Source organism: Rhizobium sp. A22-96 (assembly GCF_053521805.1).
Window position 1 is genome coordinate 1,426,596 of record NZ_JBNWDQ010000001.1, and the last position, 21,418, is coordinate 1,448,013.

Genomic DNA, 21,418 nt, shown 5'->3' on the forward strand with positions numbered 1-21,418 from the left:
GAGATGGCCGTCGATACCACGCGCGTAGCAACTCGCCCGCGTTCCCTGCGGGAGGTGCATGGAGAATGGACCGTCTTTGCCCCGCTCGATATGGAGAGCTTACACCATGAAGCGTCCTGTACGATCTCGCAGGTGCAGCTTGACGAGGAAACGCGCAAGCGCCTGCTGGTGATTGAGCTGCGCCCCAGGAAAGGGCGTGTGACGGGTTCGCTCCTGCTACCATCGGGCTTGATGCGCGAGCCCGGCGTCGTGCTGCAATTCGAAGAGAGTGAACCTGGGCCTGCCCGGCAAATCCAGACGGCATTGCCCAACGGCGTCCTCGTCGATCTGGACTTTGACGAGGCTATGACCGTGCTGTTGATGTCCAGCCACCGCCTGCATGTGATGGCGACGGCCGACACAGGCGAGGAAGTCAATTTCTCCATTCCGCTCAGTGGTTTCGCCAGCGCACTGGCACGCGCTCGCCACCACCAGGCATGCTCGCATTCCATCAAAAAGGACAAACGTTTCCCATGACCGACCAGCTCGCCCCCAATCCGATTGTCGCAAACCCAACAGTCCGCCTGCCCGGCGGAGCCGATGCCGTGCGTGAAATCCACGGCGACTGGCTGCTCATCGGCTCCGTTCAGCCGGGCGAAACCGGGGCCCAGAAAACCTGCGTCATCGCCCAGGAACAGATCCACAACGACACGCGCCAGCGGCTGCTTCTCATCGAACTGCGGCCAGAAGCCGGGCGGATCAAGGGGACGCTCGTCCTGCCATTCGGTCTCCTGTTCCAGAAGGGCATCGTCCTGCAGATCGATGAGCACAGCCCGGCACCCGCCGTGCCGTTCCGCACGGCCCTGCCGATGGGCTGCGTCGTCGAACTCGAGATCGACGCCTTGCGGCTCGCGTTGCTCAAGACCGGCAAGATATTGCATGTCCACGCGATCGTCGCCGACAAGGGCAATCCAGTCTCTTTCGGCATTTCGCTCAACGGGTTTTCGACGGCACTTGCGCGTGCGGAGGCCGTTTTGCGCTGAGGTCTGCTTGCTCTCGTCGATCACACCTTTCCACTGAACAAGACAGCGAGGCGCCGACTTGCGTCGCAACCGGCAGTGCCAAAGGCAAGGTGGTAATTGCGGGTTTGAAGATCTGGCTTCGACCGTTCGCAAGGTAGCCGCTGCCATGATTGCGCTTATGGCGGCGCCGGCTCGCACCGAGCGGGTGTTGGGGAGTTCTGCGCGGAGAGATCTCAAGATTAGCCTAGACCTTCATCGATTGTCGGCAGCTTGTTTCCAGAGATCCCAAGCCCTGCCGATCTGCGCAACGTTGGCGGCATCAATAACATGGGTTCGCGGCGAGATGGATACGCCCGGCAGGCCGGAGAAGATCAAGGTCGACCTGCCCGGCGATATCCATATTGAAGCAGCGCGCAAGATCGCCTTCACCGAACTGGAGGACGCATCGGCGAGGAGGGTCATTATGCCTTTCGTCGAGGATCATCTTGAAACGGTTAAAAACCTCATGGGCCCGGACTGCCGGTCCTACGGGGTGCTGAACAATCGCAAGACATTGGATGCGTTCCTCTCCGCCCATTTTCGCCAGGGCCTGTCTTCGAGGCTGCTGGTGACCGAGGAACTGTTTCATCCCTCGACGCTGGAAGCGTTCGGCCTGCAATCGCCTGCGCGGTCTGGCCAAATCGTACAGATGTATGGCCAAGCAGCTGCGCCCTATTCAGCATATCGGAACGCCTCACAAGAAGCGTTCCGACGCTGGAGCGTTGTTACTTTGCTACGTGAGCTTCCGTGGAGATGTCGACGGTGATGTCATCGCCGATATAGGGAAGATAGGTCTTTATGCCGAAATCCGAGCGTTTGAATGTCGCCGTGGCATCGAAACCGACGGCTTCATCCTTGGTCATGGGATGAACGCCGATCTTGTTGAGCGTGACGTTCAGGGTGACTGGCTTGGCGACGCCGCGAATGGTCAGGTCGCCTGCGATCGTGCCGTGGGTGTCGTCGGTTTTCGTGAAGGTCTTGCCGACATAGGTAATGGTTGAAAACTCTGCGGTGTCCAGCCAGTCGGCGCCCTTGAGGTCCGTATCGCGCTGCGCGAAGTTCGTGTTCAGGCTGTCGGCCTGGATGGTCACGTTGAGCTTTGAGGCGCTCGCATTCGCCGGATCAAAGCTCAGCGTGCCGGCCACGGTGGCGAAGTAGCCGAGTACGTGCGAGAAGCCGACGTGGTCGATCTTGAAGGCGACGTGCGTATGGGTGGGATCGATCGCGTAATCCGCCGCGAAGGCAGGAGCAGCGAGCGACGAAAAGGCAAAAAGCGCCAGGGCGAATTTCTTATTCATTCAATTAATCCTTATGGGGGTGGGGTGGACTACGGATGGAAAGCGTCGGCGTGGCGAAGATAGGCGAGGCACACGACGGCGATGCTCGGAACGAGCGTCGATATTCCGATGACGATCTGGCTCAGGCGTGGGGCTCCCGCCTGCTTGCGTGGAAGCGCGAGCCCAACGAGTTGGCCAAGGATCAGAGACAGGCAAAGCAGGATCAGAAGCGCGAAATCCATCTTGCCATTGATCAGTGTGACGCTGTCGTTAAACGCCAGCACCGCTCCAAGACCTGACAGGATGCCGGTCCAGCCGAGTGACGCAGACGGAAAGATGAATTGAACAAGACCGAGGCCTCCAAGGCCTGCGGCAAATCCGGCGAATAAGCCCAGGCCCGTTGACGAGCCGCCGACGAGGGCAATCGGCGCATATCCCACAGCAAGCGACAGCAATATCGAGATGCTGGCCACCGGCCCGCGGCTTGCGCCAGTCGGGGCGGAATCGATCGTGCGCAACCAGAGAAAAGCAAAGGCACCGACGATGACGAAGAGGAGGGTGATCAGCGCCAGTTCGGCGCTGAACGCGGCCGTCAATCGGTTGTAGCCGATCCATGCAATCAGCAAGGCCGGCGCGATCGCCGCGCTGGCGGCGGCCACAGGGCGCTTCTTCAGGCCATAGTCGAAGAGGAGGCCGAAAGCAGCCAGGCCGATCACTGAATAGAAAACTTTTCCCGTAGAAGCGATCGGCGGAAAATCCGGGATTGTGCCATAGGCGGAATAGTAGCTGGCTAAAAATACAGACGCAGGTGTCAACCGGCCGATGGGAGTGAAAAAGCAGCCCAGGATACCGCCGGCCAGCCCCACCACCAGCCCGACAACCACCATCATCACGATAGGATTATCGAATATTGTCGCAATGCCCTGCATGAATATGGCCCATCAAAAGGAATAGATAGTTGCCGGTCATCACAAGCCCGGCGGCAAATTGGTTCGATGATGCCGGGTAAGCGAGTGGGGCGTAAGCGTTCTGCCGTCAGAAGTGAGCTTTTCATCTCTGTTGATCAAGATGGCTTTTGTTGAAGAACCGTTTCCTATAGGTTGATGATCTATGGACACCTTGATGAGCCTCCGCGTTTTCGTCGTCGTCGCCGAATTTAAAAGCTTCTCCACCGCTGCGACGCGCCTGAAGCTTTCACCTGCGATGGCGAGCAAGCATCTGATGCATTTGGAAAGCCGGCTGGGCACAAGGTTGCTCAATCGGACCAGCCGTCGCGTAAGCCTGACAGAAAGTGGTACGCTCTATTTCAACTACGCAAAGCAGATGCTCGACGGGCTGGACGAGGTGGAGGCGGCCGTCAGCAATGTCACGGTCCTGCCGCGCGGTACTCTCCGGCTGAGCGCACCCGTTTGGATCGCGAATACTTTGATTGCCCGCGCCTTCGCCGACTACCATCGCCGCTACCCCGATGTTCGGCTGGACATCGATATCAGTGGTCGAATTGTCAATTTGGTCGATGAGGGCTTCGATCTTGCGCTGCGTGCGACATTGCCCGACCGTCTTGATCCGAGCCTTATTTCGCGGCCTTTGGCAAAGGTTGCCTTTCATTTGGTCGGATCGCCCGCCTATCTATCGCGCGCAACGCGTCCGAAGCGGCAAGCCGACCTAGATGGTCACGCCCTCCTGCTCTACAGCGGAATGGGTGAAATAGGCAGCGTGGTCGTCAACAGCTCAAAAGACGCCGGCGCGCTCAAGTTCCGCATCGTGATGCAGAGCGAAAATGAGATAATGCTTCATCAGGCTGCACTGGAGGGTATGGGACTGGTTTTCCTGCCGACCTGGATGACGCAAACCGATATTGCCGATGGCCGGCTGGAAGAGGTGCTTCCCGATGTCACGACGTTTTATGTGAACTTGTACGCCGTCTATCCCAGCAGGAAATTCCTTTCCGCCAAGGTTCGCACATTCGTCGATTTCCTGGCTTCCCAGGAACAGCTTTGCTCTGGGTAAACCTCCACGCGATAGCGTGCGAGACCCGGTGCGGATTTCTACCGGTGGAGAGCAGAGTCTTGGACATTCTCAATCCAGAGAAATGGCTAAGCGATTTTCGGAAACGCCGATGGCTGGACTAATGCACATGCCGCAGAAAATCTCGAAACCGCTCACTGGGCGGCTCCGTCAGCAGTTCGTTCGGGTTTCCGTCGTGGGCCAGTTGACCGCGATCCATGAACAACAATCTTGATCCGACGCGCCTTGCAAAGCCGATTTCATGAGTTACGACGACCATTGTCATTCCTTCGACCGCCAGGGTTTGCATGACCTTGAGAACTTCCTCGCGCAATTCCGGGTCTAGCGCCGATGTGGGTTCGTCAAACAGCATCAGCTTCGGGCCAACGGCCAGGGACCGTGCAATTGCGACGCGCTGCTGTTGTCCTCCGGACAACTGCGAAGGATAATGCTTCATCCGTTCGGCAAGGCCGACTTTTTCCAGCAGCGATGCCGCTATGTCCCTTGCCTCTGCCTTTGTGCGGCCTCTTGCACGAATTGGTCCGAACATCACGTTCTCTATCGCCGTCAGGTGCGGAAACAGGTTGAATTGCTGGAAGACCATTCCGGCTTCGAGCCTGATCCGCCGTATGTCGCCTTGAGAGCCCAGCACGCTGATGCCATCGACCTTGAGGTCTCCGCCACTGATTTTTTCCAGAACATTGATGCATCGGAGCATCGTTGATTTACCGGAGCCGGACGGGCCGATCACGACTGCCACTTCGCCGCGATCGATGGCAAGATTAATCGGATCGAGAACGAGGTGGGTGCCGAATTTCTTGGTGGTGTCCTTAAACTCGATCATGCTCATGGCAGGCGCGCTCCTCGTTCGACCAGACGCAGGCTGAATGCAAGAATGCTGATGACAATCAGATAGATCGCGGCCACGGCGGTCCAGATTTCCACGGCATGGAAATTTTCCGACATGATTTCCTGTCCGCGGCGGGTGAGTTCTCCGACGCCGATAACGAGGAAAATCGAGGTATCTTTGACGACGCTGACGAATTGGTTTCCCATGGCCGGCAGCGCGCGGCGGAAGGCGAGGGGTGCAATGACATGGGCCAGAACAGTGCGGAAGCGCAGACCCATGGAAAGGCCGGCCTCCTTCAACCCCACGGGGACGCCGTCCAGCGCCCCGCGAACGATCTCCGCATTGTAAGCACCCGAATTGACGATCAGCGTTATGATGGCGGCGCTTGTCGCACTGATACGGATTCCCATCATGATCGGCAATGCAAAATAGATAAACATGACCTGGACAACGATGGGCGTGCCGCGGATCAACGCGACATAGATCTGCGCCGGCACGACGGTCAGCCAACCGCCATAGGTCAATACGGCACCGGTAAGCGTGCCCAGCACAATGCCGCCCGCCAGGCCGCCGATGGCGATCAGGATCGTGAGCTTTAGCCCGTCGAGCAAATCTGGCAGGGCGGATACCACTGCGCTCCAATCGAACGTCATGAGAAATCCCCCGTCAAAGGCATTGGGTTACTTTCGGCAAGGCGGTTCCTGCATCCCGCAGAGGATTGGCTATCAGCGAGACAACCAATTCAATTTCCAGAAGCCCGTAATTCGGCAGGCTGGAAACGCCCACCGCCGATCGCGAGTGAACTCCCTGCTCTCCGAAAATGGCGTGGAGAAGCTCGGAAGCAGCATCAAGCACGGCGGAATGGGCGGTGAAGCCGGGCACTGCGTTTATATAGCCCCGCATGAACAATATGCGGTCGAACCCGTAGGCATTCTCGACTGCGGTCAAGGCACTCAGAGCCCGCAGTACGCAGGTCTCGGCTGCAAGCTTTATGGTGTGAGAAGAGGTATTCTCATCGACGGGTCCACAGATCACGTCATCCCCGAGACGGCTGACCTGGCCGCTCACATAGGCTATCCCGTTATGGACGGTCACGCCGACATACTTGCCCCGTGGCCTCGGCGCTTCGGGAAGCTGCAAACCCAGTTCGCCAAGGCGAATGCGAAGATTGTTCTCCATGAGGCCGCGCATTCAGGCGCCAATCCGAACGGCACCGCCGATCCAGCATCCTTTCGGGCCGCTATCATCCATGTGAAAGCGAACGGAGATGGCGGATGGGCGTTTCATGGCGCGTCCCTGGCGGATCGTGATCTGCCTGTCAGATCGTTCCACAATCCCGTTTTCCAGCAACCCGAACGAAAGGGCGGATGCGGCAATGCCGGTCGCCGCATCTTCAGGATAGCCCGATGATTGCGGGAATTGTCTTGCGTCGAATAGCTGTCTCGCATGGTCGAGAACCGCGTAGGGATAGAGCCCGGTCGAGCCAATGCGCGTGCACACATCCTCCATTCTAGAAAAGTCCGGACGCAGGCTCGAAAGCACGGCCTCGCTTTTCAATGGAATGAGGGTTTTTACCCGGCTGGTTCGAGCATTCTGGATCGGGTAGTCCGCAAGCTCAGATGCTTGAATGCCGAGCACGCTGACGATATCCGCGATTTGCGTCCGCTCGTCGGTGAGGGGTTCGACGATCCCCGCCGGCTGCGAAATTTCCACTTCGGCGCCCTGCTCGGAATGGCCGAGAACGCGTGCTTCGACCTTTCCGCTCTTCGTCGATATCGAGACTTCCGGGCGCGGCAGCCTGCCGAGACTGTCCAGGAGCCATACGCATCCGATAGTGGCATGCCCACACATCGACATCTCGTGATTGGGCACCCAAAAACGGAAATCGAAGTCACATTCCGTGCCAGCGGAAGCCGGAAGAACAAAGCCGCTTTCGTGACCATAGGCTCTTGCGACGGACTGCATCTCCACGTCCGTCATGCCGGCGGCATCAACGACGATCGGCGCCGGGTTTCCGCCCTGCGGCCCCGTGGCAAATACACTGACGACTTGAACCTTATCACTGGTCTGCATTGCCTATCCTGCCCTCACATGCAACGTGAGCTGTCAGGATAAAACATGCCGATCGCTTATAAGCGCGGCTCAACGGGCCTTAAAAATTGATCTAATGGGCCAAACCAGTCCTGATATTCGACGGCGAAAGTCCGTTCTCGCGTCGCATCGCCCGGGCCAGCGCGGCGCCGCTTTCAAACCCGACTCGGAAGGCGATTTCTCCGACCGGCAAGTTTGTCTCGACGAGAAGCTGCCGAGCCCTTTTCAGTCGCGTCTGCAGCTGAAACTCACCAATCGAAAACCCGGTCCTTTCACGAAACAGGCGCGTGATGTGGCGCCTTGAGATCCTGAAATGCTCGCTCAGCATGTCGAGCGGAATGTTTTCGTCGGCATGTTCGAGCAGATATGTTTTCAGATCCTCGACAACCGCCATGCCGTGATCCTGGTGGGAGGCATTGGGCAGGATATCCCCGGTCATGACGTCGGCTATACATTGCAGAATCAAGGCAGAGGAGAAGGAATGACGTATCATAGAGCTTGCGTAGGGGCCGGTATCTTTGCGTATCGCCAGCTCCTGTATCGCACGCAATGTCGGTGACCGCGCGACTAGCGCCGTGCTGCGGGTGCGCCTGTAAAACTCGCTGAGCGAGCCGATTTTGTTGTCGAATTTGCGCAGGCTGTCATTCGTCACGTAGACGGCGACATGGCTTTGTCCGCCTATACCAGCTCGTGTCTCATGTGCGCGGCTAGAGGGTATGACGGCAAACCGGTCTTGCGATAGCCAGGCGCCATCACGCCGGTCCTCGTGCTTGAGCTCGACGGTTCCGCGGCTTGGCAAGATGAACATCAAGCAATCATGCCAATGCCATGGCATCGCATAATCGCCCCCAACCGAAAGAGCGGCACACTCCTCGTCGGCGGAAATCAAAAGATTAGCGTCGCTGGGATGGGAAACCTGTTCAAATGATCGCAGCATTTGCGCACTCTATATGTCAGTCTAGCAAGCTAGCAGCGTGAACAAGCGAAAATCAACAGGAATCGGCACCGCCTCGCCTCGCAGGTTCGATCAAGCGCGAGCCGTGGCTGTGCGGTCTCCATGTCAAAGATCCAACCGGGGCCCATGGGCAAAGCTCCTTCGTTTTGGCCCGCTCGGTCAATAAATTCGGCCCGTTTGGCGGCGATCTGCGACGAGTGTTCCGAATAGAGTGCCGGTTGCCAGTGACGGAGAGCATATATCGGCCATTTTCAGAGTCCGAACACGTCCACTGGTCCTAACCACAGAGGGAACAAGAAAATGGATCGTCGCTCGCTGCTCAAATTTGGTCTTGCCGCCATTCCGGCAATTTCACTCGCCCGGATATCCAAAGCGGAAGATGCCGAGCTTATCGTTGGTTCGAACGTTGGTGCTCCGCCCTTCGCATTCAAGCAGGGTGACACGTATACAGGCTTTGACGTCGAGATATGGGCGGAGGTTGCCAAAGGTCTCAATCGAAAATGGCGGATACAGCCAATGGAGTTCGGCGCGCTGATCCCCGCCTTGCAGACGAACAATATCGACGCGATCGTTTCTCAGCTTTTCATCAAGCCTGCTCGTCAGCAGGTCATCGATTTTTCGGACCCCTACTATGATAGCGGTCTCGTCGCCGTGGCGCGGGTGGACGATAATTCCATTCAATCGCCCGCCGATCTCAACGGTAAAACAATTGGCACGGAAACGGGTACGATCGCCGTCGACTACATCAAGAACAATCTGAAGAATGCCACGCTTGAGCAGCTTCCAAGCATCAACAATGCGCTCCTGGCACTGCAGGCTGGCCGAACCGATGCCGTTATCTACGATACTCCGCTTCTGCTCTACTATGCCAAGACGGCCGGCAAAGGTAAGGTCAAGGTCATCCAGCCGACCCTTGCTGGCCAGAATGTCGGTATTGGATTTCAGAAGGGCAGCCCATTGGTGGCGCCAACCAATATCCAGCTGGCCGCGATGAAGGCGGATGGGCGCTACAAGGCAATTTGCGACAAATGGTTTGGTTGATAGGCGTTGCATTTCGCGCCGCAAATGCTCCTGGGGGGTCTATCTCCGGGAGCCCGAAACTCAGACGCTAAAGTGATCGGGCAACCGTACCGTCAACGTAAAGTACGGTGCTACGATCCTTATGGATTGATTGGAAAGCAATGCTTCAATTATTCGAGAAACAGCACGGGTTTCGGCGTGACAGCGTCAGTCTGGAAAACTGGCGCAACAGGCCTTTCAACACTTGGGTGTTTCGCAACATTCACGAATTTATCCCAACAGCGGAAGTGCCGGCGACGGACAACGGCGTCGAAGAACCCAAGGTCGACGAGACTTGGCTGACGTCACAGGAAATACCGGTCGGCGACCGAAGGATGAGCATTTCCGCGGTTCTTCAGGAAACCTATGCCGACACCCTTCTCGTCATGAAGAAAGGCGTTGTTATCGCGGAATTCCATGCTCCCGGTTTCACGACCCGGTCTAGACACATACTGTTTTCGTCAAGCAAGTCCGTTACCGGCATGCTGGCCGGGATCCTGGTGGGCGAGGGCACTCTGGATCCAGATGAGCCAATCGTCCGTCATGTTCCTGAATTGGCGACGTCCGCCTTTGGCGATGCGAAGGTGAGACATGCGCTCGACATGCGCACGAGCCTCGTTTTCAATGAGGATTACAGCGACCCAAGGGGCGACTTTGCGCGGTATCGCCGGGCGGGGCTGCTTGATCCCGCGCTCGATGGCGAGCCGGTTGAAACGGTGATCGCCTTCCTTGCTTCCTTGAAAAAGGCGCAGAGGGATCACGGCGGACCGTTCTTCTATTGCTCGCCCAATTCCGATGTGCTCGGTCTGGTCGTCGAACGAGCCTCCGGCCTACGTTTCGCGGATTTGTTGTCACAGAAGCTCTGGCAACCGCTCGGCGCCAGATCGAATGCACTTGTTACGGTCGATCGCGAGGGGACAGCGCGTGCCGGCGGCGGCTTGTTCGTTACGGCCCGTGATTTTGCCCGCCTCGGCGAACTTGTCCGTCGCGAAGGTGAGGTCGAAGGCCGTCGGATAATTTCATCTGAGTGGGTTCGGGATACTGTAAACGGCGGCAGCCGTGATGCCTGGATAACCGGCAATTTCGCTGACTGGCTTCATTCAGGTTCCTATCGCAATCAGTGGTATCAGACCGGAAACGAAGATGGCGCCTTCTTCGCTCTGGGCATTCATGGGCAATGGCTTTTCGTAAACCCTCGTTCGGAGGTGGTGATCGTCAAGTTTTCTTCGCAACCCGATCCGGTGGATGACAGGCTGAAGCCGCTGAACATGGCGTTGTTCAACGCCATTTCTTCGATTGTCTAGATAACCAAGAGCTTTAAATCTTATCCGGCGGCTCGCTTTGGAACTATTCTCGGGAAAGCCCCTCATAAATAACGCCAAAGTTTCCGCCCGTTTTCTCGATGCGCGCGAAACCGAGTTCGCCGAGATGCATACCGGCGATCAGCAGTCGCTCGGAGCTGACGAGATCTAGCAACCTCGACCGTGTGGCTGCGGCGAGATGTGAATCCTGATCGAAGGCGATCGACACATCCGGGCGCGGGATCTGAATTTGAGGGAAATGGACGATATCTCCCCAGACGAGCAGATTCCGGCCGCAGGATTCGAGACGATAGCCGGTGTGCCCGACCGTGTGACCCGGAAACGGCATCGCCGCTATACCGGGGAGCACCTCGCCGGCATCGAGGGTGCGCAGCCTGTCGCGGTAAGCATCGAACGCTTGGCGCGCCAGGAGGAAGTTGCCACGAGCACGCTCGGGCGCCCGGCTCAGATTGCCGTCATCCTGCCAGAACGCGATTTCACGATTGTGGGCAACAAGCTCGGCATTCGGGAAGACGGCTTCTCCCGAAGCGTCCACCAACCCACCGACATGATCGGGATGGGCATGTGTCAACAGGATCGTGTCGATCTCGGAAGGCTGGATACCGGCCAGCGCAAGATTGGCCTTCAGCCGACCGCCCCATTGCCTGAAGCCACCGGCTCCTGCGTCGATCAGGATGGTACGGCCACCGCCACGTACCAGATAGCAGCCGATGTGGATCGCAGCATGATCTTTTATTCCCGCCCTCTCCTGCATGCGGGTGGCATCAGCAGGGTCGATATTCGAGAGCAGGTCGAAGCTGCCAGCGAGATAACCATCGCTGATGGCGGTGATAGTCAAGTCGCCGATCTGCTGACCGGGACATGCAATATCTGTCATTGGTTCTCTCCGAGCTTCAGTTCAATTTCGCGCGCAAATGCTCGACGCTGCATAGCCAAAGCAACGGATGCGCGCGGTGAGATCGAGATTGCGCCTGATGGCCATGTCGAGGCCTTCCATGAACTGATCCATGACGAGTGTGGTCCGACAGGGTCCGAGGCGATACCGGATTTCTGCAAAGACCGGGTGGCCCTGCCCGTGCCGAACCGTGACATAGATGACATGCACATTCGCCAATGCGGCCCGGAGGATGCTGGTACAGAGTTCGGTGCACTGCTCTGTGAGGGTGGCGAGCGCTCCGTCCGGCGGCATCCTGTTTGCGGGGATGAAGATCGTGACATTCGGCATCGGCTTTTACAGTACCTTCGCGAAGACGGTGCCACCGCCGCTCGTCAACTGCGTCGTCATCGGTTCATAGATATGGATGTCTTCCGGCAGATGCTCGAAGACCGGCGTCTTGGCGTGCTCCACCTTGGCGAGCCAGCGGTGTTCGGGAAACTTCTCCATCGCGACCGCGTGCATCGCCTGTGGGGCAAGGCCCAGCCGGATCAGGGGCTCGGGGCCTGATGCGCTCAAGGCAAGATATTCGCCCTCACCGATTGCTGGCGCTCGCTCGATGCCATCATAGAGGTTCCGGTGCCAGTCGGTGATGTGCTGTTGCCAGCGTGCGAAATTGCCGCCGCCCTTTTGCCGATATTCCTCACCTGTCAGAATATCCAAGCCATCGATCGAATGAATGGCGAGATAGACGGGGCAGCCACGGCTCAATGCCTTGAAACGCTGTGATGTGTGGAAGCCGCTCACCGAAATGAGGGCCGGCAACTTCTCCAGGCTATAGAAGTCATTCCATTCCGCTTCGCTATCTGCATTGGCGAAGCTGCATTCTACCGTATAGATCATCGTATCACCTCCGACCGAAAGCATGGCGCTTCCGGTCTTGTTTCTAATTGATATTTGATCATGATAGGGCGTACGGTGACGCCAATATATCGATATCGGATCATGCTTCAGTGATCTAATATCAAGGTAACGGTGGATCGTGTGCTGAACCATCATACCGAGAGCTGCCCGTGCGCCGCAAGATTCCAAGCAATTCCGCGCTCATGGCGTTCGAAGCATCGGCTCGTCATGGAAGCTTCGCTCGCGCGGCCGACGAGCTGGCCCTGACCGAGGGAGCGATCAGCCGCCAGATAGGCCGGCTCGAAGCTTTCCTGGGTGTCACGCTCTTCGAGCGGGTCGGCAACCGCGTTCGGCTTTTGCCGAATGGCGAGCGTTACGCGGCTCAGGTTCGGGAGTCACTCGACCGGCTGGAGCGGGACAGTCAATATCTGATGGGCGAGCCGCGCGACGGCGGCAGCATCGACATTGCTACGATCCCGACCTTCGCCGCGCGCTGGCTTATTCCTCGTCTGGCTCGGTTCCAGGAAGAGCACCCGAATATCATCGTGCATCTTGCCGAGCGGATGGAGCCTTTTGTCCTTGCGGGAAGCGGTTTCGACGCTGCGATCCATTTCGAGCATCCTGCATGGGCGGGAATGAGAACGCACCGGCTGCTGCATGAAACCCTGATTCCTGTCTGCCATCCCGCACTTCTCGACCGAGGAGACAGTGTGGCATCCCTTGATGAGTTGCCGCGCCTCCATCGGCGCCAGAACCCGGACGCCTGGCAACGCTATGCGCAGGAGACCGGGATCGTGCTGACCAATCCCGCGATCGGGCCTCGCTATGATCTTCACATCATGCTGATCGAGGCCGCGCTGGCCGGACTCGGCGTCGCACTGGTGCCGCGCCTCTATGTCGAGACGGAATTGGCGGAAGGGCGCCTTATCACGCCTTGGCCCCATGGGCAGTCCATCTCCAAGACATTCTGCCTCATCCTGCCGGAGCCGATCCGGTTGAGTGACGGTCCGATACAGCTTTTTGCCAATTGGCTTCTTGCGGAAGCGCGGACGGCAGATCCAATGATCTGAAGGCGGCGCGCGGCGCGAAGCAGGTTTCAACGCCTTTCCCTCGCGCCGAAAGATCAGCAACCTCATGCAGGCTCCTGCTGAAGAGGTCTTGAGCAGATCTAAGCAGATGCCTTGAGGCCCGGGGGATATTCTATCGGGTGAACGATGCCTGCATAGTGTACCGGGTTTCCAGATCGATCGCGAAAGCAGCGGCCGTGGGCCATGACCCAACGGATCGTGCCGCTATAATCCTCCACGCGATATTCTTCCCGATATGGCTGCCCGCCGATGATGGCCTGGCTGAGTTTTCTCGCGATACGCGGCCTGTCCGAGGCATGGATACGCGTCAGGAAGCGTTCGACTGGCAGGCCATGCAGCGTCTCTTCCTGATCGATGCCAAAGAGTTTTGCGACCGCCGTATCGGCAAACACCAGGTCGCTCTCGATGCTCCAGGTCCAAATGCCGGCTTCTTCGATCCGGCATGCCTGCAGGTCAGTCGTTTCCATAGCGCCCTCTCTCTCGCTATAATCATAGGAATGCCCGGCAAGCGTGCACGGGCCTTCGGATTTTCCGGGCCGGTTTCCGACCCGGAGCCGGCAATTGAAGCCGGCGGGTAGTTGGCAATTGACGCGGCGAGGGGGCTTCTGGGTGCGCGCCAGATTGCTGTGTGGCCTTCATTGGCATGTTCATTCGTTAAATAGGGCAAACTCCGTGAAAGCCAGATCACCCGGAGCTGGCAAATTCGGTCCCTTGAAATATTTTGGCCCGATTTCGGCAAAATAGCGCCCGACCAATCCCGGAACCGGCGCTCTGGCATCGACCAGGCAAAAGATTTTGCCCCGCCTTAGCAGGTATCGTCCAAGTGCACCGGCACATTGGCTGAGGTCGGAATGCGACCGGCAGTAGATGACTTGACTTGCAGGGACGAAGCCTTTGAGCACACGACGTGCCTTGAATACAAACGGATGCACCGAACCGTCGATGATGCACATCAGGGCATCGCATCCCAGAGCCGTGTGCTCCAAAAGAATGCGGCGTTCGTGTTCCGGCAACTGAAGCAATTCCGATGCGTCGGCATGGACCTTCACCACGCGAGACCTTGCCCGCACAGGGCTCAACACAGGCAGGAAGGCGTGTTGACCGTCGGCAAAGCGCTTGAAACGCAATGCTTCTACGACCTTGCGTGTTACCGGAGCGGGGGTAACGCTCAGAAAGGTTACATCCCGCTGACGCAGGGCAGCCATGATCAGCTTGCCTGCATAGGCACGAAAATCCGTGTCGACTGTCCAGCTCGAGAGGTTGCAGCGAATGGATTCCCCATGTGCATCCGTATGTCGAAAGTAGAGCGTCAGCATCGCGCCGACTACCGTTCCGGCGTGGTCAAGGACGTAGCCATAGCGCGGAAAATCACCAACCACCGGCATGTCGTCGATGCGGCCGAGTGCGTTCTGCCAGTATTGGCGCGAGCGATCAGGAAAGCCTCTCCGCAGGCAATCTATCACGCCCTGCCAGTCGGCTTTTTCAATCGGACGGCAAATCAGCCCCTCGGGCAAGGTTCCTAGCACACTCATGCAAATACCTCCGTCGTGCTCCAGGAGTCGCGCAAATATAAATCTTCAACAGATTATTAAGATCGCAATTTTAGTCAATTATTATTAAATATATTTCCGTAATATTATTTTACTTAGCTCGTCAGTCGATTCACGGGTGTTGGAATTCTATTTTACGGAGCTAAGCTTAATCTTTTTGTTGCATTTGATACTACTTATATACCATGGGTGGTGTAGTTATCGAAGGCGACTGCTCAACTTCTACTGATAGGTGGCCTGATTGGGTGTCAACATAGAGCCCAGCCCGCAAGCTTGCCGCCATCGATCGCCGGCGAAAGCGCCAGCTGAACCCACCTCGTCTCGATGGGAGTGGAGTGCCTGTGATCCGTTGCCGGTGCTTTGGCTTGATTGGATTCTAGCTGATCCGGCTTTAGAACATCGTGGCGATTCCGGAACGATCTTGCCGGACTAGCTGCGGCACTTAAGGGTGGAAATACCATCGGTATCAGCATCCTCTTAGGGAGCCATTTCCTTCGCTGTCGAGATCGACAAATTTCATGGGCAGGAATTGGAGGCCGGTCTGAACAACCGGCCCCCATTTGTGTCAACGGAGAATTAGATGCCGGGCGCGGAGCATGCTTTCTCCGAGGAGAGGCCGCAATCCTGCATCACAGGCCGAAGCGACGCAGATCCTCCGCCACGAAATCCTGACCGCTGCGGTTCTTGACGCTCGGCAGTTCCGAGACTTTTGCCCGCCAGGCCTTCAGGAAAGTAGCTTTTTCGGGGATTGATATGCCGGCGGCGTCTGCATGTATCAGACCTGCGAAGATGGTAATGTCAGCCATCGAGAATTTCGCGCCAGCGACGAATGGCCGTGTGCTGAGGATCCCGTCGAAATACAACATGCCGGCGATCACCTGTTCGCGATGTCTTTCTGCCCATTCCTTGCGCGCCGCCCATTCAGGCGCCTTGTAGCGTTGAAGCGCCTCACCGAGGCCCGGTGTCCCATAATGAAAGTAAATACCGACGGCATCGGTGATTTCGCGTTCGGCGCGGCGCTGCATCATGTGGATGCTTGCCTTCTCGAGAGGCGTCGTTCCGGTCAGGGTGGGATTGCCGTCGAGGTTGTCGAGATATTCGGTGATGGCGGTCGACTCCGCGATGAGTGTGCCGTCATCCAGTTCGAGGACGGGAACAGTCCCGGCGGGGTTCTTCGCGAGAAACCCCGGTTGCTTGTGTTCCGCCGCAATCAGGTCGACGGATATGAACTCGACTTTCGAGTCCAGGTTCTTTTCGGCCAGAACGATGCGGATGCGTGCGGGGTTGGGGAAGCCCTCACGGTCATAGATCTTCATTTTTCTCTCCTTTATCTATCAGTAGATAGATGCAAGAGATACCTATTAAACGGCCCCGTCAAGTGCTATCTATCAGTTGATAGACGGAAGGAAGGTTTTTGATGAATGTGCAAGATACCCGCGAGATGATCATGGAGGCGGCCCGCCTCATGGTGCAGGATCGTGGTTACAACGCGCTGAGTTTCCGGGATGTCGCGGCTGCCGTCGGCGTAAAGAGCGCTTCGGTTCACTATCATTTTCCGACCAAAGGCGATCTGGGCGCTGCTCTCGCCAGGCGATATACCGATGTGGCGGCGGCCTTCTTGAACAGCCTTCTGGATGAATCGATCGACATCCATGAGTGTTTTGCGAAATATACCGCTGTGTTTCGAGCCGCCCTGGAAAAAGACAACCGCATGTGCCTCTGTGGCATCATGTCGGCCGAGTATGTTGATCTTCCGGATGCCGTACGGACGGAGGTGGATCGCTTCGCAGAGGTCAATGTTGCCTGGTTGATCAAGATGCTCGCGCGCCACAGGCCGAAAGCTACGGCCGAAGAGAAACAAAGCCTCGCTACCGCAATTTTCGCGGCGATCGAGGGCGCCCAACTAGTCGCGCGCGGCAGGGGCGATATCGCGATCTTCGACCAATGTATCAAAGCCTATCGCAGCTCGGGTCTTTCTCCTTGAGGGATGGTGGAGTGAATTGAGTTGAGGCGTGGTGACCTGGCCGTTGGAAAATCTCGACATCCTGAGCGAAGCTTTTCGCGCTGATAAGGTCGGTAACGTCGATGGCAACGTTCCTTCCGCCGGCATATCGCCGCACATCGCGGTCCCGAAGAATGGGCGTCACTCTAAAGAACTTTGAGAACTCGTCCACGGAGCGATGATTCCGATCGGTCAACTTCGTCTATACAGCGCGAAACCACTGAATAAACGAGGAGTTACTTGCTTCTCCCCAATCTCTTGATAGATTTCAAGAAAGGCCATTAATCGTAAGCCTCGACAATCAAAGAGCAGACGAGCAATTGGGGTTGGGATGGGGATTGTAACGCTAGATCATTTCGCCCGTTGTGTCGGGGAGGGGTTCGAAATCGATATGGGCGCTGGCTCCGTCGCCTTTACGCTGACGGAGGCAAGGCCCTTGCCCGAACGCGGCTTTCCGGGGATGACGAGAGCCCCGTTTGCGCTTCTGTTTCGCAGCGAGTCGAAGGTTCTGCTGCCGCAACAGATTTACCGGCTGAACAACTCTACCCTTGGAATTCTCGACATTTTCCTGGTGCCGGTCGCCAGGGACAAGGATGGGATCATCTATCAGGCAGTCTTCAACTGAGGTCTGCCGATTGATCTCTCCGCTTTGGCAGGAGATGGCGCGAGCGCCATTCCATGCCGATGTGGGTCTCGGTGGCTTCAACTGCCTCAAATCCGAAGGCCCGATAAAGCTCGTATGCACGTGGGTTGTTTCGATCGACATGCAAGGCAATGCCTAGGCTTTTGCCTGCTGATGCCGCGGCTTGGATGGCCTTCAGTGTTGCAGAGCCCAAGCCCAGACCGCGCCATTCCGGCAGCAGCCCGATATCGATAATCTGCCAGATCTCCGTGTCGAGATTGATGTAGAGGCGACCAATGGGGATGCCGTCTTTCTCGATGATCAGGAAGTCTGTCTGTGGGAACGCGATAATATAATAGCGATGCTGGAGATCAAATTGCTGGTCCAGAAATGCCTGCTTGTCCTCTTGCGACCACGGTATCTGAGCCAGTTCATCTTTCCGAAACGAACCGTATAGCTGGCGTAGAAACGCGAGGTCGCCCAGTGTTGCAGGGCGCAGGATGCAGTTGGGAATGCGGAGCCTGTTATGGCCCGTTCGCGCGGGAAATTCCGGTAGCGAGCCTGTCACAGGGCGGACATCAACCGAAGGATGGAAATACGCCGGCCAACGCGATGCTGAAGTTGACCGCGAGATAGGGTTGGCGATTTTCATGCGGCTGGCTTCCGCCTCCAACGCCGATGACGTTCGGCGCGAACTGTGCGTTCGGCTGGGCATTGGGCAGAAACGGAGTGCTCGAATTCGGCAGGCTAAGGCCGGCGCCGGTGCTCGGCGCGGCGGCGCGCTTGGCGGTGTCGCCCTGATTAAAGACGGTCAAGGAATGCATGTGCGCCGGCATTTCCGCCTGCGTCAACGTTATGTTGTTGCTGCCGAAGGTTTCGCCCTCGGTGCGCGGTGTCAGGCCTGGCCCTCGACCTTGGTTGCAGCCGGCACGGTTGGTAAAATTGGGCAGCTGGAATGTTGTGGTACCATTGCCGCCGTACTGGACGCCGAGCAGAGAATAAAGTGCGGTATTTTGTTGGATGGGGAGCGTAGCACCATTGCAGAATGCCCAACGATAGGGCGGGAAGTTGAAACCGAACAGTTGGATCTCGCCGAGAAAAGGTTGTGTCATAGCAATGTCCTTGGTGGATTGCGCGCGGTTCAGCCCTGTGTGGGAAAGACGCCTGCCCATGCGATGCAATACTGCACCGTTAGCGTCGGCATCTCGTTGTCATGTGGATTCGTCGATCCCGTTGCCTGCGTTGCCAGTGGTGAGGTAATGATCGGAGTGGCTCCGCTTAAGTTCGAGGCATACATTGTATCTCCGGTCACGGCAGCGAGTTCCATCGACGTGCCGACGGTCTTGCTGTTCGCAAGGCCTGTGGTGGCAAGATACGGATGCGTATGCGACGGCATCTGCATGGATAGCAGTGTGACGTTCTCGCTGCCGGCAGCCTGACCGATCACATAGGTCGAAAGGCCTTGCCCGGTGCCCTGGTGGATCGGCACGCGGCCGCACAGATTGGGTGTCGCAAACGTTGTTACTCCATCGCCGCCATAAGTCGTGCCGATAAGCGTGTACAGGGCTTCATATTCGGAGATCGGCTGCAAGGAGTTGTTGCACGGCAGCCACCCGTTGGGCACGCGCGAAAAGCCAAAGAGCCGAATTTCTCCGACATAGGGCATGCTCATGGTTGTTCCTCCGAGCAGTAGGTTGACGGGCGATGATCAATTGCGGGACGGAAAAACTCCCGACAGCGCAATGCAGAAATTGATCACGTCGTAGGGCTGCAAATTCGCATGGGGCTGGCCGTTGCCGGCCGGAGTCACGGTCTGGTTCGCCAGCACAACCTGAGCACCGCTGGAAGGGCCATAGATATTCGCGCTGTTGGTTCCATAGAGTCCATTGCTCGGGCTGCGCACCGTGCCGCTGCTGGTCGTTCCGGTCGCGACGTGAACGTGTTGCGGCAGCTGCTGCGGCTGCAACGTCACATTCTCCACACCGCCGACTTCACCAATCTGGTAAGGCGCGGGTTGCCACGAGGAATCGACAGATTGTCCGAATCCAACCGGTGTGCGGCTCTGCATGTTGGGCAGACCAAACGTTCGAATTCCATCCCCGCCGTAATAAGTTCCCAACAGTGAGAACAGGGCCTGGTTCTGTGCGATGGGGAGGATCTGGCCGTTGCACAGGGCAAAGCCCTTGGGTGCGAACTGAAATCCTGCGAGCATAATCTGGCCGAGAAAGACTTCTGTCATACCATACCCCGTGAATATTCTAATTATATTGAATGCTATCATCACTCAATCAATGCGATAAACGCAAGAAAAATTTTGACCATCATAGGTATAAAAGTTCAGTGTATTTTTAATAGTTTTTTTAAATACTAAAGGTTGAAAAGTGAGCGCAAAAAGAGGCGAATAATAAACATTATCATCATGTTATTTGGTTGTATAAATTTAAAATACATGGCTGACAGCGCCAGAGATTCCTCCTTATAGTCGGGTCGCGCGTCAAAGGGGGGCCGTTTATCTTGCGAGCGGGTCGGTTGTCCTCGTTGCGAGTATAATATCTTTGATCGAAACCGATGAAGCGTCGCCCTGAAACGATATTCCATTCGGGTCGAACAAAAGTTCCCGAGAAGATATATTTCCGCCCTCTCGGCATCATGCGCATCACGGGCTGGGAAGGAAAGAGACGTCGTGATCGGTGCATTGAAAGCCTAGGCACGGAAACACGTGACCAGCTTCACTCAAGTGATTTGAGGCCGGACGCTGCGCCGACCTCTCGAGTGGCTTCCTAGAAGGCGCTTACCCCTCTACGCCTGGTTTTGGTGATTATATTATTTTGGCTAGAACTTTTTGCTAGCGGCGACTTTAGCGCCGACGGATTTCTGTCCGTCGCCTTCGATGTTGAAGAGGATGCTGGTGTCGAGCATCCAGAAGTTGATGGTCTGCATGGAGAGGCCGGCGGTGACGGCGCCGAAGGCACCGGAGCCGTCGAGCGCGGAGTAGCCGCCCGTCAGCCCGAGTTTGGGCGTGAGCTTGGTTCCGCCCTCCAGGGTAAAGGAGCGGGCGATCTCGGCGCCGAGGCTGACGCGGAACTGGTCCTCGTTGAAGCCGTCGATGTCGATCCTGTCGCCGGCGCTGTTCTTGACGCTGTAATCGTCGACCTTTTCGGAGAAGTAGATCGCCCGCAGCTTGGGCGAGAGCGTGGTTTCCTCATCGAGATTCCATTGGCCTTCGATCGAGGTGTCGGCCATCCAGCGCGTCGTGTCGAACGAGCCGTTCCAGAACTGGGTGTTGATGGTGTTGCTCGAGCCGCCATAGCGCAGGCTGCCGTTCCAGAACACGCCCTTGCCAAGCTCGAGCGAGGCATAGGGTCCGGCAAGCCAGCCATTGCCGGTCAGTTCGGTATCCTGATCGGTCGGGTCGGTCATGCGGTCATAGTGGAAGGAAAGTCCGATCAGGGCCCTGTCGGAGAGCAGGTAATCCACGCCCATGCTGACCATGCCGAAGCTGCCCCACTTCGCGTTGTTGCTGTCTTTGCTACCCTTGTCATTATGGGCAAGATAGGCGCCGTCGATCCAGACGTTGAAGGGGGCGGAGGCGGCATCCGGGTCACCGGCGGCGGCGCGCATCTGCGACAGGCTGGTGGAGAAGCCGAACGTCATGCCCTCTTCCGATGGCATCATGCGGGCGGTGACCGGATCGGTCGCCTTCTCCATCTGCCGGCGCTGCAGCAGCCCCGGCACCTCGATGGTGTTGGCGATCATGTTCTGGCGGGACTGCACGAAG

Annotated in this window: 27 protein-coding genes; 9 read left to right on the top strand and 18 right to left on the bottom strand. The window is 57.3% G+C overall.

Going from position 1 to position 21,418, the window contains the following annotated elements; all coding sequences use genetic code 11:
• Window positions 1–3: 3 nt before the first annotated feature.
• From ACQZ6F_RS06345 to ACQZ6F_RS06355, 3 genes are all read left to right on the top strand, one after another.
• On the top strand, window positions 4–516 hold the full coding sequence (locus ACQZ6F_RS06345; protein WP_449093103.1) for an invasion associated locus B family protein: 513 nt from the start codon (window positions 4–6) through the stop codon (window positions 514–516).
• Window positions 513–1,022 carry an invasion associated locus B family protein gene (locus ACQZ6F_RS06350; protein ID WP_449093104.1) on the top strand — a complete coding sequence of 170 codons (510 nt, stop codon included), beginning with the start codon at window positions 513–515 and terminating at the stop codon, window positions 1,020–1,022. Before ACQZ6F_RS06345 ends, ACQZ6F_RS06350 begins: the two co-directional genes overlap by 4 nt.
• A 322-nt stretch (window positions 1,023–1,344) precedes the next feature.
• Complete coding sequence (locus tag ACQZ6F_RS06355; protein ID WP_449093105.1) at window positions 1,345–1,806, top strand: hypothetical protein; 462 nt, start codon at window positions 1,345–1,347, stop codon at window positions 1,804–1,806.
• Here the strand turns inward: ACQZ6F_RS06355 and ACQZ6F_RS06360 are convergent.
• Window positions 1,766–2,338, bottom strand: a complete 573-nt coding sequence (locus tag ACQZ6F_RS06360; protein WP_449093106.1) for a YceI family protein — start codon at window positions 2,336–2,338, stop codon at window positions 1,766–1,768. The genes ACQZ6F_RS06355 and ACQZ6F_RS06360 overlap by 41 nt on opposite strands.
• Before the next feature lie 29 nt (window positions 2,339–2,367).
• A complete protein-coding gene (locus tag ACQZ6F_RS06365; RefSeq protein ID WP_449096326.1) occupies window positions 2,368–3,246 on the bottom strand; it encodes a hypothetical protein in 879 nt (292 codons plus the stop codon).
• A gap of 181 nt (window positions 3,247–3,427) precedes the next feature.
• Here ACQZ6F_RS06365 and ACQZ6F_RS06370 point away from each other — a divergent pair, with 181 nt between their 5' ends.
• On the top strand, window positions 3,428–4,327 hold the full coding sequence (locus ACQZ6F_RS06370) for a LysR family transcriptional regulator (protein ID WP_077472920.1): 900 nt from the start codon (window positions 3,428–3,430) through the stop codon (window positions 4,325–4,327).
• Window positions 4,328–4,445: 118 nt separating this feature from the next.
• Here ACQZ6F_RS06370 and glnQ read toward each other — a convergent pair whose 3' ends face one another.
• From glnQ to ACQZ6F_RS06395, 5 genes are all read right to left on the bottom strand, one after another.
• A complete protein-coding gene (glnQ, locus tag ACQZ6F_RS06375; RefSeq protein ID WP_077472919.1) occupies window positions 4,446–5,174 on the bottom strand; it encodes a glutamine ABC transporter ATP-binding protein GlnQ in 729 nt (242 codons plus the stop codon).
• Window positions 5,171–5,827, bottom strand: a complete 657-nt coding sequence (locus ACQZ6F_RS06380) for an ABC transporter permease subunit (RefSeq protein ID WP_077472918.1) — start codon at window positions 5,825–5,827, stop codon at window positions 5,171–5,173. The genes glnQ and ACQZ6F_RS06380 overlap by 4 nt, the downstream gene beginning before the upstream one ends.
• Window positions 5,828–5,840: 13 nt before the next feature.
• A complete protein-coding gene (locus ACQZ6F_RS06385; protein ID WP_077472929.1) occupies window positions 5,841–6,353 on the bottom strand; it encodes a RidA family protein in 513 nt (170 codons plus the stop codon).
• 12 nt (window positions 6,354–6,365) lie between these two features.
• On the bottom strand, window positions 6,366–7,247 hold the full coding sequence (locus tag ACQZ6F_RS06390) for a PhzF family phenazine biosynthesis protein (RefSeq protein WP_077472917.1): 882 nt from the start codon (window positions 7,245–7,247) through the stop codon (window positions 6,366–6,368).
• Window positions 7,248–7,338: 91 nt separating this feature from the next.
• Window positions 7,339–8,073, bottom strand: coding sequence for a helix-turn-helix domain-containing protein (locus ACQZ6F_RS06395; RefSeq protein WP_169055495.1), 735 nt, complete (start codon window positions 8,071–8,073; stop codon window positions 7,339–7,341).
• A 447-nt stretch (window positions 8,074–8,520) separates the two neighbouring features.
• On the opposite strand from ACQZ6F_RS06395, the gene ACQZ6F_RS06400 reads away from it, so the two are divergent.
• Complete coding sequence (locus ACQZ6F_RS06400) at window positions 8,521–9,261, top strand: transporter substrate-binding domain-containing protein (protein ID WP_068395927.1); 741 nt, start codon at window positions 8,521–8,523, stop codon at window positions 9,259–9,261.
• Between the two features lie 140 nt (window positions 9,262–9,401).
• Window positions 9,402–10,583: a serine hydrolase domain-containing protein gene (locus ACQZ6F_RS06405; RefSeq protein WP_449093108.1), complete on the top strand. Its 1,182-nt coding sequence runs from the start codon at window positions 9,402–9,404 to the stop codon at window positions 10,581–10,583.
• A 43-nt stretch (window positions 10,584–10,626) separates the two neighbouring features.
• Here ACQZ6F_RS06405 and ACQZ6F_RS06410 read toward each other — a convergent pair whose 3' ends face one another.
• Genes ACQZ6F_RS06410 through ACQZ6F_RS06420 form a run of 3 tightly spaced genes read right to left on the bottom strand, consistent with a single transcriptional unit; the run spans window position 10,627 to window position 12,378 of the window.
• Window positions 10,627–11,478: an MBL fold metallo-hydrolase gene (locus tag ACQZ6F_RS06410; RefSeq protein ID WP_449093109.1), complete on the bottom strand. Its 852-nt coding sequence runs from the start codon at window positions 11,476–11,478 to the stop codon at window positions 10,627–10,629.
• A 21-nt stretch (window positions 11,479–11,499) separates the two neighbouring features.
• Window positions 11,500–11,826: a hypothetical protein gene (locus ACQZ6F_RS06415; RefSeq protein WP_449093110.1), complete on the bottom strand. Its 327-nt coding sequence runs from the start codon at window positions 11,824–11,826 to the stop codon at window positions 11,500–11,502.
• A 6-nt stretch (window positions 11,827–11,832) separates the two neighbouring features.
• Window positions 11,833–12,378: a sugar ABC transporter gene (locus tag ACQZ6F_RS06420; RefSeq protein ID WP_449093111.1), complete on the bottom strand. Its 546-nt coding sequence runs from the start codon at window positions 12,376–12,378 to the stop codon at window positions 11,833–11,835.
• Window positions 12,379–12,548: 170 nt separating this feature from the next.
• On the opposite strand from ACQZ6F_RS06420, the gene ACQZ6F_RS06425 reads away from it, so the two are divergent.
• Window positions 12,549–13,448, top strand: coding sequence for a LysR substrate-binding domain-containing protein (locus ACQZ6F_RS06425; RefSeq protein WP_449093112.1), 900 nt, complete (start codon window positions 12,549–12,551; stop codon window positions 13,446–13,448).
• Between the two features lie 98 nt (window positions 13,449–13,546).
• On the opposite strand, the gene ACQZ6F_RS06430 is transcribed toward ACQZ6F_RS06425, so the two are convergent.
• From ACQZ6F_RS06430 to ACQZ6F_RS06440, 3 genes are all read right to left on the bottom strand, one after another.
• Complete coding sequence (locus ACQZ6F_RS06430) at window positions 13,547–13,933, bottom strand: PAS domain-containing protein (RefSeq protein WP_449093113.1); 387 nt, start codon at window positions 13,931–13,933, stop codon at window positions 13,547–13,549.
• A gap of 180 nt (window positions 13,934–14,113) precedes the next feature.
• Window positions 14,114–14,998 (bottom strand): hypothetical protein, encoded by an 885-nt coding sequence (locus ACQZ6F_RS06435; protein WP_449093114.1) that lies wholly within the window; start codon window positions 14,996–14,998, stop codon window positions 14,114–14,116.
• Between the two features lie 647 nt (window positions 14,999–15,645).
• The gene (locus tag ACQZ6F_RS06440) at window positions 15,646–16,332 is read right to left on the bottom strand and encodes a glutathione S-transferase family protein (RefSeq protein WP_449093115.1); all 687 of its coding nucleotides are present in this window, start codon (window positions 16,330–16,332) and stop codon (window positions 15,646–15,648) included.
• Between the two features lie 101 nt (window positions 16,333–16,433).
• On the opposite strand from ACQZ6F_RS06440, the gene ACQZ6F_RS06445 reads away from it, so the two are divergent.
• The gene (locus ACQZ6F_RS06445; RefSeq protein ID WP_449093116.1) at window positions 16,434–17,000 is read left to right on the top strand and encodes a TetR/AcrR family transcriptional regulator; all 567 of its coding nucleotides are present in this window, start codon (window positions 16,434–16,436) and stop codon (window positions 16,998–17,000) included.
• Window positions 17,001–17,349: 349 nt separating this feature from the next.
• Entirely contained in the window at window positions 17,350–17,643 is a 294-nt protein-coding gene (locus ACQZ6F_RS06450; RefSeq protein ID WP_077472909.1) for a DUF6916 family protein, read from the top strand.
• On the opposite strand, the gene ACQZ6F_RS06455 is transcribed toward ACQZ6F_RS06450, so the two are convergent.
• The 5 genes from ACQZ6F_RS06455 to ACQZ6F_RS06475 form a co-directional block, all read right to left on the bottom strand.
• Entirely contained in the window at window positions 17,636–18,292 is a 657-nt protein-coding gene (locus ACQZ6F_RS06455) for an N-acetyltransferase family protein (protein ID WP_449093117.1), read from the bottom strand. The two genes, ACQZ6F_RS06450 and ACQZ6F_RS06455, sit on opposite strands and share 8 nt — an antisense overlap.
• Window positions 18,219–18,752, bottom strand: a complete 534-nt coding sequence (locus ACQZ6F_RS06460) for a phage tail protein (protein WP_077472907.1) — start codon at window positions 18,750–18,752, stop codon at window positions 18,219–18,221. Before ACQZ6F_RS06460 ends, ACQZ6F_RS06455 begins: the two co-directional genes overlap by 74 nt.
• Before the next feature lie 29 nt (window positions 18,753–18,781).
• Window positions 18,782–19,312 (bottom strand): phage tail protein, encoded by a 531-nt coding sequence (locus ACQZ6F_RS06465; RefSeq protein ID WP_077472906.1) that lies wholly within the window; start codon window positions 19,310–19,312, stop codon window positions 18,782–18,784.
• A 36-nt stretch (window positions 19,313–19,348) separates the two neighbouring features.
• Window positions 19,349–19,879, bottom strand: coding sequence for a phage tail protein (locus tag ACQZ6F_RS06470; RefSeq protein ID WP_449093118.1), 531 nt, complete (start codon window positions 19,877–19,879; stop codon window positions 19,349–19,351).
• Between the two features lie 593 nt (window positions 19,880–20,472).
• A partial coding sequence (locus ACQZ6F_RS06475; RefSeq protein WP_449096327.1) for an autotransporter outer membrane beta-barrel domain-containing protein occupies window positions 20,473–21,418 on the bottom strand: 946 nt, incomplete at its 5' end.

What these genes read in the sequence shown, in the direction of transcription:
- ACQZ6F_RS06460 (WP_077472907.1), bottom strand. Translation starts at nt 18,752, where the DNA reads ATGACACAACCTTTTCTCGGCGAGATCCAACTGTTCGGTTTCAACTTC.
- ACQZ6F_RS06470 (WP_449093118.1), bottom strand. Translation starts at nt 19,879, where the DNA reads ATGACAGAAGTCTTTCTCGGCCAGATTATGCTCGCAGGATTTCAGTTC.
- ACQZ6F_RS06365 (WP_449096326.1), bottom strand. Translation starts at nt 3,246, where the DNA reads ATGCAGGGCATTGCGACAATATTCGATAATCCTATCGTGATGATGGTG.
- ACQZ6F_RS06380 (WP_077472918.1), bottom strand. Translation starts at nt 5,827, where the DNA reads ATGACGTTCGATTGGAGCGCAGTGGTATCCGCCCTGCCAGATTTGCTC.
- ACQZ6F_RS06435 (WP_449093114.1), bottom strand. Translation starts at nt 14,998, where the DNA reads ATGAGTGTGCTAGGAACCTTGCCCGAGGGGCTGATTTGCCGTCCGATT.
- ACQZ6F_RS06440 (WP_449093115.1), bottom strand. Translation starts at nt 16,332, where the DNA reads ATGAAGATCTATGACCGTGAGGGCTTCCCCAACCCCGCACGCATCCGC.
- ACQZ6F_RS06390 (WP_077472917.1), bottom strand. Translation starts at nt 7,247, where the DNA reads ATGCAGACCAGTGATAAGGTTCAAGTCGTCAGTGTATTTGCCACGGGG.
- ACQZ6F_RS06385 (WP_077472929.1), bottom strand. Translation starts at nt 6,353, where the DNA reads ATGGAGAACAATCTTCGCATTCGCCTTGGCGAACTGGGTTTGCAGCTT.
- ACQZ6F_RS06465 (WP_077472906.1), bottom strand. Translation starts at nt 19,312, where the DNA reads ATGAGCATGCCCTATGTCGGAGAAATTCGGCTCTTTGGCTTTTCGCGC.
- ACQZ6F_RS06345 (WP_449093103.1), top strand. Translation starts at nt 4, where the DNA reads ATGGCCGTCGATACCACGCGCGTAGCAACTCGCCCGCGTTCCCTGCGG.
- ACQZ6F_RS06450 (WP_077472909.1), top strand. Translation starts at nt 17,350, where the DNA reads ATGGGGATTGTAACGCTAGATCATTTCGCCCGTTGTGTCGGGGAGGGG.
- ACQZ6F_RS06355 (WP_449093105.1), top strand. Translation starts at nt 1,345, where the DNA reads ATGGATACGCCCGGCAGGCCGGAGAAGATCAAGGTCGACCTGCCCGGC.
- ACQZ6F_RS06430 (WP_449093113.1), bottom strand. Translation starts at nt 13,933, where the DNA reads ATGGAAACGACTGACCTGCAGGCATGCCGGATCGAAGAAGCCGGCATT.
- ACQZ6F_RS06350 (WP_449093104.1), top strand. Translation starts at nt 513, where the DNA reads ATGACCGACCAGCTCGCCCCCAATCCGATTGTCGCAAACCCAACAGTC.
- ACQZ6F_RS06360 (WP_449093106.1), bottom strand. Translation starts at nt 2,338, where the DNA reads ATGAATAAGAAATTCGCCCTGGCGCTTTTTGCCTTTTCGTCGCTCGCT.
- ACQZ6F_RS06445 (WP_449093116.1), top strand. Translation starts at nt 16,434, where the DNA reads ATGAATGTGCAAGATACCCGCGAGATGATCATGGAGGCGGCCCGCCTC.
- ACQZ6F_RS06370 (WP_077472920.1), top strand. Translation starts at nt 3,428, where the DNA reads ATGGACACCTTGATGAGCCTCCGCGTTTTCGTCGTCGTCGCCGAATTT.
- ACQZ6F_RS06410 (WP_449093109.1), bottom strand. Translation starts at nt 11,478, where the DNA reads ATGACAGATATTGCATGTCCCGGTCAGCAGATCGGCGACTTGACTATC.
- ACQZ6F_RS06395 (WP_169055495.1), bottom strand. Translation starts at nt 8,073, where the DNA reads ATGTTCATCTTGCCAAGCCGCGGAACCGTCGAGCTCAAGCACGAGGAC.
- glnQ (WP_077472919.1), bottom strand. Translation starts at nt 5,174, where the DNA reads ATGAGCATGATCGAGTTTAAGGACACCACCAAGAAATTCGGCACCCAC.
- ACQZ6F_RS06400 (WP_068395927.1), top strand. Translation starts at nt 8,521, where the DNA reads ATGGATCGTCGCTCGCTGCTCAAATTTGGTCTTGCCGCCATTCCGGCA.
- ACQZ6F_RS06455 (WP_449093117.1), bottom strand. Translation starts at nt 18,292, where the DNA reads ATGAAAATCGCCAACCCTATCTCGCGGTCAACTTCAGCATCGCGTTGG.
- ACQZ6F_RS06420 (WP_449093111.1), bottom strand. Translation starts at nt 12,378, where the DNA reads ATGATCTATACGGTAGAATGCAGCTTCGCCAATGCAGATAGCGAAGCG.
- ACQZ6F_RS06415 (WP_449093110.1), bottom strand. Translation starts at nt 11,826, where the DNA reads ATGCCGAATGTCACGATCTTCATCCCCGCAAACAGGATGCCGCCGGAC.
- ACQZ6F_RS06405 (WP_449093108.1), top strand. Translation starts at nt 9,402, where the DNA reads ATGCTTCAATTATTCGAGAAACAGCACGGGTTTCGGCGTGACAGCGTC.